Origin of the sequence: Shewanella sp. MEBiC00475 (genome assembly GCF_005234075.1) — a bacterium.
Classification (GTDB): Bacteria; Pseudomonadota; Gammaproteobacteria; order Enterobacterales; family Shewanellaceae; genus Shewanella; species Shewanella polaris.
The window spans coordinates 1,054,641-1,067,140 of record NZ_CP039928.1; the positions used below are offsets into that span (position 1 = coordinate 1,054,641).

Annotated in this window: 13 protein-coding genes; 10 read left to right on the forward strand and 3 right to left on the reverse strand. The window is 40.7% G+C overall.

The window, feature by feature from the left end:
* The first annotated feature begins 63 nt into the window (after positions 1–63).
* The 3 genes from FCN25_RS04550 (at position 64) to FCN25_RS04560 (ending at position 1,554) form a co-directional block, all read left to right on the forward strand.
* Positions 64–453 (forward strand): DUF2721 domain-containing protein, encoded by a 390-nt coding sequence (locus FCN25_RS04550; RefSeq protein WP_137222385.1) that lies wholly within the window; start codon positions 64–66, stop codon positions 451–453.
* Entirely contained in the window at positions 450–1,076 is a 627-nt protein-coding gene (locus tag FCN25_RS04555; RefSeq protein WP_137222387.1) for a trimeric intracellular cation channel family protein, read from the forward strand. The genes FCN25_RS04550 and FCN25_RS04555 overlap by 4 nt, the downstream gene beginning before the upstream one ends.
* 67 nt (positions 1,077–1,143) lie before the next feature.
* Positions 1,144–1,554, forward strand: coding sequence for a nuclear transport factor 2 family protein (locus FCN25_RS04560; protein WP_240778486.1), 411 nt, complete (start codon positions 1,144–1,146; stop codon positions 1,552–1,554).
* A 62-nt stretch (positions 1,555–1,616) separates the two neighbouring features.
* Here the strand turns inward: FCN25_RS04560 and tyrS are convergent, their stop codons facing one another.
* The gene (gene tyrS, locus FCN25_RS04565; RefSeq protein ID WP_137222391.1) at positions 1,617–2,813 is read right to left on the reverse strand and encodes a tyrosine--tRNA ligase; all 1,197 of its coding nucleotides are present in this window, start codon (positions 2,811–2,813) and stop codon (positions 1,617–1,619) included.
* A gap of 124 nt (positions 2,814–2,937) precedes the next feature.
* On the opposite strand from tyrS, the gene FCN25_RS04570 reads away from it, so the two are divergent.
* The 4 genes from FCN25_RS04570 (at position 2,938) to FCN25_RS04585 (ending at position 6,593) form a co-directional block, all read left to right on the forward strand.
* Complete coding sequence (locus tag FCN25_RS04570; protein WP_137222393.1) at positions 2,938–4,455, forward strand: peptidoglycan DD-metalloendopeptidase family protein; 1,518 nt, start codon at positions 2,938–2,940, stop codon at positions 4,453–4,455.
* 47 nt (positions 4,456–4,502) lie between these two features.
* Positions 4,503–5,615, forward strand: coding sequence for an anhydro-N-acetylmuramic acid kinase (locus tag FCN25_RS04575; protein ID WP_137222395.1), 1,113 nt, complete (start codon positions 4,503–4,505; stop codon positions 5,613–5,615).
* A 114-nt stretch (positions 5,616–5,729) separates the two neighbouring features.
* Positions 5,730–6,116 carry a DUF2750 domain-containing protein gene (locus tag FCN25_RS04580; protein WP_137222397.1) on the forward strand — a complete coding sequence of 129 codons (387 nt, stop codon included), beginning with the start codon at positions 5,730–5,732 and terminating at the stop codon, positions 6,114–6,116.
* A gap of 6 nt (positions 6,117–6,122) precedes the next feature.
* Complete coding sequence (locus FCN25_RS04585; RefSeq protein WP_137222399.1) at positions 6,123–6,593, forward strand: hypothetical protein; 471 nt, start codon at positions 6,123–6,125, stop codon at positions 6,591–6,593.
* A 143-nt stretch (positions 6,594–6,736) separates the two neighbouring features.
* Here FCN25_RS04585 and erpA read toward each other — a convergent pair whose 3' ends face one another.
* Both erpA and FCN25_RS04595 read right to left on the reverse strand, forming a co-directional pair.
* Positions 6,737–7,087, reverse strand: a complete 351-nt coding sequence (gene erpA, locus FCN25_RS04590) for an iron-sulfur cluster insertion protein ErpA (RefSeq protein WP_137222401.1) — start codon at positions 7,085–7,087, stop codon at positions 6,737–6,739.
* A 21-nt stretch (positions 7,088–7,108) separates the two neighbouring features.
* Positions 7,109–7,888, reverse strand: coding sequence for a DUF6776 family protein (locus tag FCN25_RS04595; RefSeq protein ID WP_137222403.1), 780 nt, complete (start codon positions 7,886–7,888; stop codon positions 7,109–7,111).
* Between the two features lie 262 nt (positions 7,889–8,150).
* On the opposite strand from FCN25_RS04595, the gene FCN25_RS04600 reads away from it, so the two are divergent.
* The 3 genes from FCN25_RS04600 to hemL all read left to right on the forward strand — a co-directional run bounded on the left by FCN25_RS04600 (position 8,151) and on the right by hemL (position 12,500).
* The gene (locus tag FCN25_RS04600) at positions 8,151–9,890 is read left to right on the forward strand and encodes a chloride channel protein (protein WP_137222405.1); all 1,740 of its coding nucleotides are present in this window, start codon (positions 8,151–8,153) and stop codon (positions 9,888–9,890) included.
* 277 nt (positions 9,891–10,167) lie between these two features.
* Complete coding sequence (locus FCN25_RS04605) at positions 10,168–11,187, forward strand: aspartate carbamoyltransferase (RefSeq protein WP_137222407.1); 1,020 nt, start codon at positions 10,168–10,170, stop codon at positions 11,185–11,187.
* Between the two features lie 26 nt (positions 11,188–11,213).
* Complete coding sequence (hemL, locus tag FCN25_RS04610; RefSeq protein ID WP_137222409.1) at positions 11,214–12,500, forward strand: glutamate-1-semialdehyde 2,1-aminomutase; 1,287 nt, start codon at positions 11,214–11,216, stop codon at positions 12,498–12,500.

The following is a 12,500-nucleotide window of genomic DNA, read 5'->3' on the forward strand; positions in this document are numbered from 1 at the left end:
TTTAAACAGGCTATCATTCAGCCAAAATCAAATGACTGCATATGCTTAATTAGGAATATCACTTTGTTCAATAGTTTACACGTATCATTAACGACACCTGCGTTATTATTTCCGGCTATTTCGTTATTACTATTAGCGTACACTAACCGTTTTTTTTCATTGGCGGCGTTGATCCGTCAATTAAGCAACAATAAAACACCAATACAAGACGATCAAATTAAAAATTTACGCCAACGGATTATTATCATTCGAAAAATGCAAGAAGCTGGTGTCAGTAGTTTTGCTATGTGTGTGTTTTGTATGATTTTAATTTATGCCGGTTTTAATCAAACTGGCTCAATAGTGTTTGGTTTAAGCTTATTACTGTTACTTTATTCATTGATTTTATCGGTTATTGAAATTCGTATTTCCGTTGATGCGCTTAATATTCACCTAAAAGAGCTAAGTAAATGAGTCAGTGGATCTACTTTTTTGATTTATGTGGTACCGCTGTATTTGCGCTTTCTGGCGCATTAGCAGCAGGTAAACATCGCATGGATCCATTCGGTGTTATCGTGTTAGCTTCTGTTACTGCAATTGGTGGCGGCAGTATTCGCGATGCATTAATCGGTGCAACACCTGTATTTTGGATCCGCGATCCTAACTATATCTATGTTATTATTGCAACGGTCATCGCATGTTTAGTTTTGGTGCGCAAACCCTATAAATTACCAGCCGTCACCTTACCCATTGCCGATGCATTTGGTTTAGCATTGTTTACCGTCATTGGTGCAGAAAAAGCCATATTATTAGGTTTATCTGGTATGGTCGCGGTAGTGATGGGATTAATAACAGGCGTTGGCGGCGGCATTATCCGAGATTTATTATGTCGGCAAGTCCCAATGGTGTTGCGAACAGAAGTTTACGCAACAGCTTCCATCGTTGGCGGAATATGTTATACCTTGAGTATATTTGTCGGCATGGATAATATGACATCATTATTGATTGCTATATCAAGTACACTCATCATTCGTTTAAGTGCTATCCGTTGGCATTTATCTTTACCGGCTTTTGATTTAAAAACCAAGAGAATTTAATGTGCGAATAATCTTAATATTATGCTGTTTGCTATTGAGCTTTCCGAGCAAAGCCAATATTGGTGATATGCCACGGGAACAACAGCTTGCGATGCAATATATGGAAGCTTTGACGGACCATGACTATACCGTCTTGCGACGATTTTATTCTCGCGATACCGTGTTTTACGACAAAACAGCGAATACCACTTATACCGGTGGACGACATATTATTGCATTTTTACAACGCGCACATGAAGGCGTATTAGAGTACCGTTTAAACGTAGAACATATGTTTAATACTGGCTCGCTGGTAGTCATTATTGGCAGTTACCGCTTACGAGGCCCTGGCGATCAATATGGTAAACCCGGCAAAATTATCGATCTTGCCGTGCCAGGGGTAACCACACTTAAATTTGATAACAACACTGAGCGCTTGGTTGAACAAATGGATTTAATGGATTACCAGACAATGACGGACCAACTGGCGTCACAGTAACTTATCCCCATAAAAAAAACGGCTTAATCAATAAGCCGTTTTTTATTGTCTCATTACTGGTTTTATTTCAAAATAACTTTGGCAAACTTACGTTTACCCACTTGGAATACCGCTTCAAGACCAGCACTAAAGCTTTGACGACTGTCTTCTATCTTCTCGCCATCCATCTTCACTGCGCCTTGTTTAATCATGCGCATACCATCAGAAGTAGACCCTACTAGACCGGCACTTTTAAGTAAGTTAGCAATGGCTAAGCCATCACCAGCTTCTAATACCACTTCTTCGATGTCATCAGGGATGGCACCTTTTTGGAAACGGTCAATAAACGCCTGATGAGCGGCTTGCGCTTGGGCTTCATCATGAAAACGAGCAATGATTTCTTTGGCTAGCAAAATCTTGATATCGCGTGGGTTAGTGCCATTTTCAACATCTAGTTTGAACTGTGTAAGTTCGGTTAACGGACGGAATGACAACAACTCTAGATAGCGCCACATTAAATCATCTGAAATCGACATTATTTTGCCGAACATTTCATTTGCGGGCTCGCTCACACCAATATAATTATGAGCTGATTTGGACATTTTTTTAACGCCGTCCAGCCCTTCAAGCAAAGGCATCATGATCACTGTTTGCGGCTTTTGCCCTTCTGCTTTTTGCAACTCACGACCCATCAATAAATTGAATTTTTGGTCGGTACCACCAAGCTCGACATCCGCTTTAAGTGCGACAGAGTCATAACCTTGTAGTAAAGGATACATAAATTCGTGTATCGCAATAGCTTGTCCTGATGCGTAACGTTTTTTAAAATCATCACGTTCCATCATACGCGCTACGGTTTGCTGAGATGCTAAGCGGATCATACCCGCGGCACCTAATGGCTCTAACCAGCTTGAATTAAATTCGATACGGGTTTTTGCGGGGTCTAAAATTTTATAAACCTGCTCTTTGTATGTTTCAGCATTAGCAAGCACTTGTTCACGAGTCAGCGGTGGACGAGTACTATTTTTACCGCTTGGGTCACCGACCATACCAGTGAAGTCGCCAATTAAGAAAATCACTTCGTGACCTAACTCTTGAAAGGTACGCATTTTGTTTAAAATGACGGTGTGACCTAAGTGAATATCTGGAGCGGTAGGATCTGCACCAAGCTTGATGCGCAATGGCCGCCCTTCTTTCAGCTTCTCAAGCAAATCCGCCTCAAGTAATATCTCATCGGTACCACGCTTAATCTCTGCCAATACTTGATCTAAATTCGCCATCTCTACCGCAACTCCTAGGGCTCGCACAAAAAATAAAGAGGTCTATGTTACTTGTTAGCCACAGCAAATGAAAGAGTGTACACTTAGGAGATCATAACTAGAGAGAAAATTGGTATCTTCGTCAATGGCAAAGCTTCTTACTTTATTCACATTGTTGCCAAAAGCACATCAAATCACATTATCTTTATTAGTGATTTTAACGACTGTTATTCTGATGTTTCCATCGGAAGATGCTCAAGCCTCGAAACAAACTAGCTTAACGAGTTCGTCGGCTGACAAATCAACCATAGAAACCCATAAGCGCTATGACATTCCGCTAGCCTTTCGCACACCAACACCACCGGGTAAACATAGTGTTGAGCAAGATGAACCTGATGTTCTCCTCTCGAGCGATGACAGTAGCAAGTTAATCAGCGATGAAACACCTGACGATGAAGCTTTTGCACAACATCTTGCGATGTTACAAACCAGCACCTCTGATATTGACGGTATGATCAATGATATTGATGATCAAGTTGCCGCGCAAAAAGCCCTGCTTAAACAACAAACGGCTAATGATGACAACATAGTTGAATATTTTGAAGTGGCCAAAGGCGATACTTTAGGTGGCTTATTTAGCCGTGCAGGACTCAGCGCCAAAGATGTCTACGACATTACCCAATTACCACTCGCGAAAAAGAATTTACTCAAAATTATGCCCGGCGAAGAAATCGCTATCAGTAAAAATGAACAAGGCGAATTACAAGAATTAACTTATCGTATGGATAAAGTGTCGACGTTAGTCATCAGTCATCAAAATGACGAATACAAAGAAACCGTTAACGTCAAAAAAGTTGAAAGTCGTACTTCATTTATCGCCGCTAATATTAAAAGTAATTTTTGGAATGCGGCTGCCGATGCTGGTTTATCGGGTAACCACATTATGGAATTAGCCAATATTTTTGGTTGGGATGTCGACTTCGCCCTAGATATCCGCAAGGGCGATCACTTTGCATTATTGTTTGAGCAAGAATATGCCGATGGCCAATTTTTACGTAATGGCAATATTTTAGCTGCTGAATTTTATAACCATAGTGAACGATACACAGCTGTACGTTATACCGACGGTGAATATTATTCTGAAAATGGTAGTAGCATGCGCAAAGCTTTTTTACGCTCTCCAGTAGACTTTAAATACGTCAGTTCTAACTTTAACCCACGTCGTCTTCATCCGGTAACAGGGCAAGTAAAAGCCCATAGAGGTGTTGATTATGTCGCCGCTATTGGTACTCCCATAAAAGCTGCTGGTAAAGGCAAGGTTATTGAGTCAAGTTATAACCAATATAATGGTAATTATGTATTCATTAAGCACAATGATACTTATACCACCAAGTACTTGCATTTAACCAAACGTAAAGTAAAACGTGGGGATACGGTCAAACAAGGTCAAATAATTGGTACTCTGGGTAAAACAGGTCGAGTAACAGGCGCACACTTACATTATGAATTTATTGTTAATGGCGTTCACCGTAATCCAAGAACCATTAGCTTGCCTAAATCAACGCCTATTGATCGTAAAGAGAAAAACAAATTTACCGCCATCAGTAAACAATTAATGGCGCAATTAAAGTCAAATCAACAACAGCAATTAGCAAGTAACTAGCAAGTAATTAATAGCTTGTTTTAATTGCCACTAAAAGAGAATTTCCAATGCCTAAGCCAGAATATTTTATCGGCCTAATGTCAGGCACAAGTATGGATGGTATTGATGCCGTATTGGTTGATTTTTCGGCTGAAAAGCCCATTTTAATCGCCAGCCACACAGAAACTATTCCAACTCACTTACTCAAAGGTTTACAACGTCTATGTCGTCCCGACACTGATGAAGTTAACCGCTTAGGCAGACTCGATCGTAGTACCGGCCAATTGTTTGCAAAAGCAGTTAATAATTTGCTAACAAAAACCACGGTTACTGCCGATGAGATTATCGCGATTGGTTCACATGGACAAACCGTTCGTCACATGCCCAATCTAGACATTGGTTTTACATTGCAAATTGGTGATCCCAATACGATTGCTATTGAAACCAATATTGATGTAATCGCTGACTTTAGACGCAAAGATATCGCCCTTGGTGGTCAAGGCGCACCATTAGTCCCAGCATTTCATCAACAAGTATTTGCTAAACAGGGCCACAAAAGAGTGATTTTAAACATAGGTGGCATTGCCAATATCACCTATTTACCCGGTAATCATGACCAAGTATTGGGCTTTGATACGGGACCCGGCAATACGTTAATTGATGCCTATATTCAACAAGCACTTGGACAACCTTTTGATAGGGATGGCGCATGGGCTGATTCAGGTACTAGCCAGCCAGATCTACTCAAACAATTATTATCGCACTCTTATTTCTCACAAGCCTACCCTAAAAGCACAGGCAGAGAGATGTTTAATCAAGCTTGGCTTCAACAGCAACTGGCTGACTATAGCGATCTAGATCAACAAGATATTCAATCTACTTTGCTTGATCTTACTTGCCACAGCATTGCCAACGACATTAACAAATTGTCGCCTACTGGAGAGCTGTTTGTGTGCGGAGGTGGCGTGTTCAATAAAGCCTTAATGCAACGATTAGCCATCTTAGTCCCTGGTTATACGGTGGATTCCACGAGCGCCTTAGGAGTTGATGCTAAATGGGTTGAAGGAATGGCTTTTGCTTGGTTAGCAATGCGTTATCATCATGACTTACCAGCTAACTTACCCGCTGTCACAGGTGCATCTCGCCCTGCGGTGTTAGGTGGTCATTTTAAAGCAAGATAAATACACCTATATGAGTGGTTTACTTTTGCAATTGTGGCCTCAATGTTATGATGCCCACAAATTTGCTTAACCATTTCAGGCTAAGCAAAGCCGTAACTTAAGATGAGAGTTAATATGAGCAACAAAATCAAAAGTGTATCTGAACTAATGAATCTTACGCCTGAAGGCCGTTACGATTATATGGTTGAGCAAATTAAAGCTGAAAATGTCATTTGGACACTTCAAGATCAAGATGGCTGTGTCATGCTGACCACTGAAGATGAAGATTGTATCCCTATGTGGCCGTCAGAAGAAACGGCAGCATTATGGGCAGTAGATGAATGGAAAGAATGTGAACCACTGGCCATTCCACTTAACGAGTTCCAAGAGCGCTGGGTTAGTGGCATGGAAGATGATGATTTATTTATTGCAGTTTTTCCAGTACAAGAAGACTTAGGTGTTGTTGTACCACCGTATGAAATGAATGAACGTATTTCACCAAAAACACAGCAAAAGCATTAATTTGTCATGACTGATACCAGCACAGAATCAAACCAAGCAACCGTAGCTAAAATTGCCATCAAGCCATATTTACCGAAACGGTTAATAGCCTTATTGGTTGTTTATACTTTATCAGCCATCAGCGGATTAATAGCAGCAAACTCATTAGCAGATTTAAGTGCCATGTTGTGCATTTTAACCTTAATGATGGTGTTAGCGATATTGGGACGTCAGAAAGCTGGCTTATATTTACTGCGGGTTTATTGTGTGCTGCAACTGCTGCTATATAGCCTATTGCCGATTATTATGTATGATCCTGATAATTTAGTTGCGGGTCCTACAACGTTTGATTTTGGTTTGTTTCAAGCAGTTGTGGCTGATTGGGTTATTTACTCGGTGCTTATTGCACTGGGGATAATTCAAGTGTGGATTAGCTTTAATGCTAAAGTGAAAGCGTGGTTTAAACCGCGGATGAATCTGAATATTATGAGCAGTTAGTCATAGATTACTCTTTGACTGCTAAGCACTACTCTAAAAATCAAAAAAGCCGTCAATAGACGGCTTTTTATTGCATAAAAACATATTGAAGGACACAAAGTTAATATTCGTCCTAAGATCTGCTTATCGGTGTATCAAAATCGTTATACAGAGAAACTTGCCCCACAACCACAAGTGGTCGTTGCATTAGGATTTCTAACGAAAAAACGTGAACCTTCAAGACCTGATGTGTAATCCACTTCACCGCCCACAAGATACTGAAGACTCATTGGATCAACTACCAGTAGTACACCTTGCTTTTCAATAGTGAAATCACCTTCGTTGACTTTTTCATCGAATGTAAAGCCATACTGAAAACCTGAGCAACCACCACCTGTAACGTACACACGTAGTTTTAATTCAGGATTCTGTTCTTCTTCCAACAGTCCTTTTACTTTTATCGCCGCCGCATCGGTAAATTGGATCGGCATTGCTGCATCAACTTGTTCAGTCATTACTACCTCTTACTTCGGTTTCTACTGAGAATTATCCTTTACCTGACTATTTTGTTCAAGTATTACCCGCAGTTCTTTTTCACCCATCAACAACTCCGGTACATTAAAGGTTTGCTCAATCTCGCCACCTTTAACACCACGGCTGGCATTGACCTTCACTGTAACGGATATCCTTTGCAAATTAAAACCTACAGGTAAGACAAAATCAGTATCCATAATTTGAAAATAATTAAACTCGAAATCCAGTTTTTTATTCACCAACTTACTGAGTGACAACTCGGCAGGATGGCCGTCTTGGGACCCCAGCAAGATTACACTAGCCCGAGCTTTCGCTTTGACTTTTATTTTGCGTTTTTGCAACTGGGTTAGAATTAAACGCAATTGATATTGCTCGGGAATTAACCCTCGGGACAACTCTACCCCATCAATTGCCACGCCTTCAATGTCTGCATCATTTACCATGACACTGCGATAAAATGATAATTCTTTTTCTAATTCTTTTTGCTCAGTTAATTGACGGCTAAACATCTCTTGCATTTCTTTATTGGCATTTTCTGCAATGCTTAACGCTAAATTTCGACTGGCAAGCGCTTGTGCTTGTGTGTCGAGTTCCAGCAATAATTTGCGTTTGCCACTAACGCTATTAGGTGTCGCCTCTGGAGCAAAAGAAAGCCATAAATTAAAACTTATCGCACCAATTAAAAAGCACACTAACATTAAACTTATTAAGTATATGCCCGATGTCCGGTTTTTTCGCTCTAAAACTTGCAGTCTGTCTAACCAACGGTGATAATTTAACATTAAGTAACAACCTTTTAATAACGCACCTCAACTCGGGTTAAGAGATGAGGTTAATAAAGCAATATCAGTAAATATGATTAATTCTATATCAAACTGATCATTTGTTTTGCTAACAAAATGAATTAACACTGCAATAGTTTATCTATTGAGAATCCATTTTACGCTGTTAGCAGGACCAAGAACGGTTCGATATCCGTTTATTATCCAGAACGGAGGTTAACTACTGTATGCTTGATAATGCCAATCAGCTTAGAGCGAAACAGTGCAGTTTAAGATAAATAAAGTTGCTATTATTCACGCCAAAAGAGCTGCGCGCAAATATCTACGTAACGAATTTAGAGATAAATTATCTCAAGCCAAAATTAGTGTGCAACTTTGCGCACTGGCACTGCTGTTTGCGATTATCGCTTCAGTGGTTATTATTTTATTTCGTTTATGCCTTGTGTGGTCAGAGCAATATCTGCTTTCTGATACAGCTCATATCAGTTCAACCTTAACAGACTGGCGCATTTACCTCCCATTAATAGGTGCAATACTGATTTGGTTACTGTCACTTATTGGCTCAAAACGCTATCGGCGTATGGGAATAGCCTATGTATTACATCGATTTAAATTACACTATGGTAAGGTTCCACTTCAGTCTGCTGCAGGACAGTTTTCCCAAGCATTAATTGCATTGATGGCTAATTTCTCTGTCGGGAAAGAAGGTCCCGCAATTCACCTTGGTGCTGTTAGCGCTAGTGTTATGGCTGAAAAGTTTTCGTTACCAGACAATAGCGTGCGCATTATGTGTGCCAGCGGAATAGCCGCTGGTATAGCAGCTATCTTCAACGCACCACTTGCAGCAGTATTATTTGTGTTTGAAGTTATTGTTCGAGAATACAAGATCCAATACTTCTTCCCCATTATGATCTCTGCTATTTGCGGTGCAGTTTCCAGTCAACTTGTGTTTGGTAATATTCACGAATATGAGTTAATCAATGTCATCCACATTCCATTGGACCATTATCCAATATTACTCATTGGCGGCGTAGCATTGGGGTGTGTCGCAGCACTGTTTAACTTTTCGCTCATGAAAGTAACCGCTACAGGGCAAAACTGGCCATTAATTTATCGACTGCTTATTGCTGGAGCCGTAACCACACTAATAGGTTTGGTGATGCCACAAGCGCTAGGTTCTGGTGATTTTGCGATTAGCGAGGCAATTAGCGACCACCCTAGTTTATTATTTTTAATTGCGTTGTTATTCGCAAAAATGTTGGCAACTATTGCGGCTATAGGATTAGGTGTACCAGGCGGACTTATTGGCCCTCTTTATGGTATTGGCGCATTGATCGGCGCAATTTTAGCCTTAATCAGTAGTTTACTATTTCCATCTATTGCGCCTTATGTGGGTTTATATACCGTAATTGGCATGACGGCAATGATGGGAGTTTGCCTTAGCGCACCTTTGGCGGCCTTAGTTGCACTTCTTGAATTAACCAATGATGCGTCGATTATTTTACCTGCCATGTTTGTTACCATTCCAGCATTTTTAACCGCATACCAAGGCCTTAACACTAACTCTCTGCTTTTGAAACAGCTCGATATTATGGGCCTGGGTTACAAAGTTGCTCCATTGAACCAAGGGCTACAAATGAAAGGCGTCCGAGTATTAATGGATAAACGTTTTGTTATTGTCAACGATGATGACGAACTGTTGCTTGAAGTACTAAAACGCGCAGAAGGTCGTCCGGTATTGGTACGTAATGCCGAGGGACAGATTGAAATGTTACGACTCGAAATGCCATCTGTTGAAGATTCAACCACGCTCTCGCGCCATCTAATGCTAGGGTTATCTGATACCGCTACCTTGAACGAAGCCTATGAAGCTCTAGCACCTAAACGATCTGGTGAAGTATATATTTACCGATATAGCCCCAATAGCCCTAATAATCAAAAAGTGGTTGGGGTGATTAGTTGGTCCAATTTATTACAAGAAATTCGCGCGGGGCAAATATAAATAGCCATTGTTATATTCTGTGGGTGTTGGTTAAATTAATGAGAACGACCATAGAAATGGAATGAATAACCTCAGCTAAAAACCCAAGAATGTTCTTCTCAGCAGCAAGTGAATCTGTTATTTCTACACGGTTATTATATTTATCTGTTCGTTATTTTCTGCTACAATTTTGCCTCAGCCACATTATAAAAAAAATCGATAAATACCCTATAAAATAACGGTGAAATAACATGCTGTTCTGGTGCCTATTTTGCCCTACACTTTGGAAATCAGGCTGATGACGCAGTTCGAAGGTTCACACATCCTTTCAGTAAACCAGTTAGATCTGGATTCAATTAACACTATTTTTAACGTCGCAAGTAGAATGACCCCCTATGCTTTACGTGAGAAACGCACTAAAGTATTAGATGGTGCTATTTTAGGTAATCTGTTTTTTGAAGCGAGTACCCGTACTCGGGTCAGTTTTGGTTGTGCCTTCAACTTACTTGGCGGTCATGTACGCGAAACGACTGGAATGGCATCGTCGTCATTATCAAAAGGCGAGTCTTTGTATGACACAGCAAGAGTGTTATCAACATACTCAGATGTAATTGCTATGCGTCATCCAGATGCCTATTCAGTCAAAGAATTTGCAGAAGGAAGCCGAGTACCTGTTATCAATGGTGGCGATGGTTCTAATGAACATCCAACTCAAGCTTTGCTGGATTTATTTACCATCAAAAAAGAGTTAGGCCATGCAGGTATGGGTATTGATGGTATGCATATCGCAATGGTTGGCGATTTAAAATATGGTCGTACTGTACATTCATTATCACGCTTACTTTGTATGCATAAAGACATTCAGTTCACATTGATATCACCAAGTGAACTAGCAATGCCAGACTATGTGATCGCCGACATTGAAAATGCTGGCCATAAGATCACAATAACAGAACAACTTGAAGGTAATTTGCATCATGCAGATATTCTATATCTGACACGCATTCAAGAAGAGCGCTTTCCTTCACAAGAAGAAGCCAACAAGTACCGAGGAAAGTTTCGCTTAAATCACAATATTTATACGCAGCATTGCAAATCAAATACGGTGATTATGCATCCACTACCTCGTGATTCACGCGCGCAAGCAAATGAACTCGATAATGATTTAAACAGCCATCCAAGTTTGGCTATTTTTAGACAAGCCGACAACGGCTTACTTATACGCATGGCACTTTTTGCATTAACACTTGGGGTTGAAAACCAACTCGAAAAGTATGAGTGCCCAGTAAACTGGTATTCACGTAAAGCCGATAGATAATTGGCGCATAATATTAAGGATTAGACATGACCCGTTCCGAAGTTTTATTTGAACAGGCTAAAAAAACCATTCCTGGTGGCGTTAATTCACCAGTACGAGCCTTTGATGGTGTAGGTGGTTCACCACTGTTCATTGAAAAAGCTGATGGCGCTTATATTTTTGATGCCGATGGCAAAAAATACATCGACTATGTGGGTTCATGGGGACCTATGATTTTAGGCCATAATCATCCTAAAATCCGTCAAGCGGTGTTAGAAGCTGTCGAAAACGGCTTATCATTTGGTGCGCCGACTGAACTTGAAGTAAAAATGGCTGAAAAAGTCATTGCTATGGTGCCATCGATAGAACAAGTACGTATGGTCAGTTCAGGTACCGAAGCAACCATGAGTGCTATCCGTTTAGCCCGTGGTTTTACTAATCGTGACAATATTTTAAAATTTGAAGGTTGTTACCACGGTCATGCTGATTGCTTATTAGTTAAAGCAGGATCTGGCGCGTTAACTTTAGGGCAACCAAGTTCTCCAGGGATTCCTGAAGACTTTGCTAAACACACATTAACTGCTACTTATAACGACCTTGATTCGGTACGTGCGATCTTTGAGCAACAACCTGATGGTATCGCTTGTATTATCGTTGAACCTGTCGCTGGCAATATGAATTGTATTCCACCAGTAGAAGGCTTTTTACAAGGCTTACGTGCCATTTGTGATGAATTCGGTGCGTTATTGATTATTGATGAAGTGATGACCGGTTTCCGTGTATCTATGAGCGGCGCACAAGGTCACTACGGCGTAACTCCAGACTTAACCACTCTTGGCAAAGTGATTGGCGGCGGTATGCCTGTAGGCGCATTTGGTGGCCGTAAAGATGTCATGCAGTTTATCGCACCAACGGGTCCCGTTTATCAAGCGGGAACTTTATCTGGTAATCCTATTGCCATGACAGCTGGATTAGCGCAAATGGATGCTTTGTGTGAACCTGGTTTGTATGAAGCACTTGCTGATAAAACTAAACGTGTTGCAGAAGGCTTTAAAGCCGCGGCAGATAAGCATGGAATTCCACTGAACATCAATTATGTGGGCGGCATGTTTGGTATATTCTTCACCGAAGATACCGCGCCAATGACGTCATTTTCTCAAGTGATCAAATGCAACATGGATCACTTCCGTCATTTCTACCATGGCATGCTAGATGAAGGTGTTTATTTAGCACCAAGTGCTTATGAAGCTGGTTTCATGTCAATGGCTCACGGCGACGCTGAAATTGAATTAACATTAGCGGCTGTAGATCGCGTATTTGCCACAATGAAATAA

Excerpts from the sequence above, each read along its gene's own strand:
- FCN25_RS04580 (WP_137222397.1), top strand. The coding sequence starts at position 5,730 with ATGAGCAACAAAATCAAAAGTGTATCTGAACTAATGAATCTTACGCCT.
- FCN25_RS04585 (WP_137222399.1), top strand. The coding sequence starts at position 6,123 with ATGACTGATACCAGCACAGAATCAAACCAAGCAACCGTAGCTAAAATT.
- FCN25_RS04575 (WP_137222395.1), top strand. The coding sequence starts at position 4,503 with ATGCCTAAGCCAGAATATTTTATCGGCCTAATGTCAGGCACAAGTATG.
- FCN25_RS04605 (WP_137222407.1), top strand. The coding sequence starts at position 10,168 with ATGACGCAGTTCGAAGGTTCACACATCCTTTCAGTAAACCAGTTAGAT.
- FCN25_RS04555 (WP_137222387.1), top strand. The coding sequence starts at position 450 with ATGAGTCAGTGGATCTACTTTTTTGATTTATGTGGTACCGCTGTATTT.
- FCN25_RS04560 (WP_240778486.1), top strand. The coding sequence starts at position 1,144 with ATGCCACGGGAACAACAGCTTGCGATGCAATATATGGAAGCTTTGACG.
- FCN25_RS04595 (WP_137222403.1), bottom strand. The coding sequence starts at position 7,888 with ATGTTAAATTATCACCGTTGGTTAGACAGACTGCAAGTTTTAGAGCGA.
- erpA (WP_137222401.1), bottom strand. The coding sequence starts at position 7,087 with ATGACTGAACAAGTTGATGCAGCAATGCCGATCCAATTTACCGATGCG.
- tyrS (WP_137222391.1), bottom strand. The coding sequence starts at position 2,813 with ATGGCGAATTTAGATCAAGTATTGGCAGAGATTAAGCGTGGTACCGAT.
- hemL (WP_137222409.1), top strand. The coding sequence starts at position 11,214 with ATGACCCGTTCCGAAGTTTTATTTGAACAGGCTAAAAAAACCATTCCT.
- FCN25_RS04570 (WP_137222393.1), top strand. The coding sequence starts at position 2,938 with ATGGCAAAGCTTCTTACTTTATTCACATTGTTGCCAAAAGCACATCAA.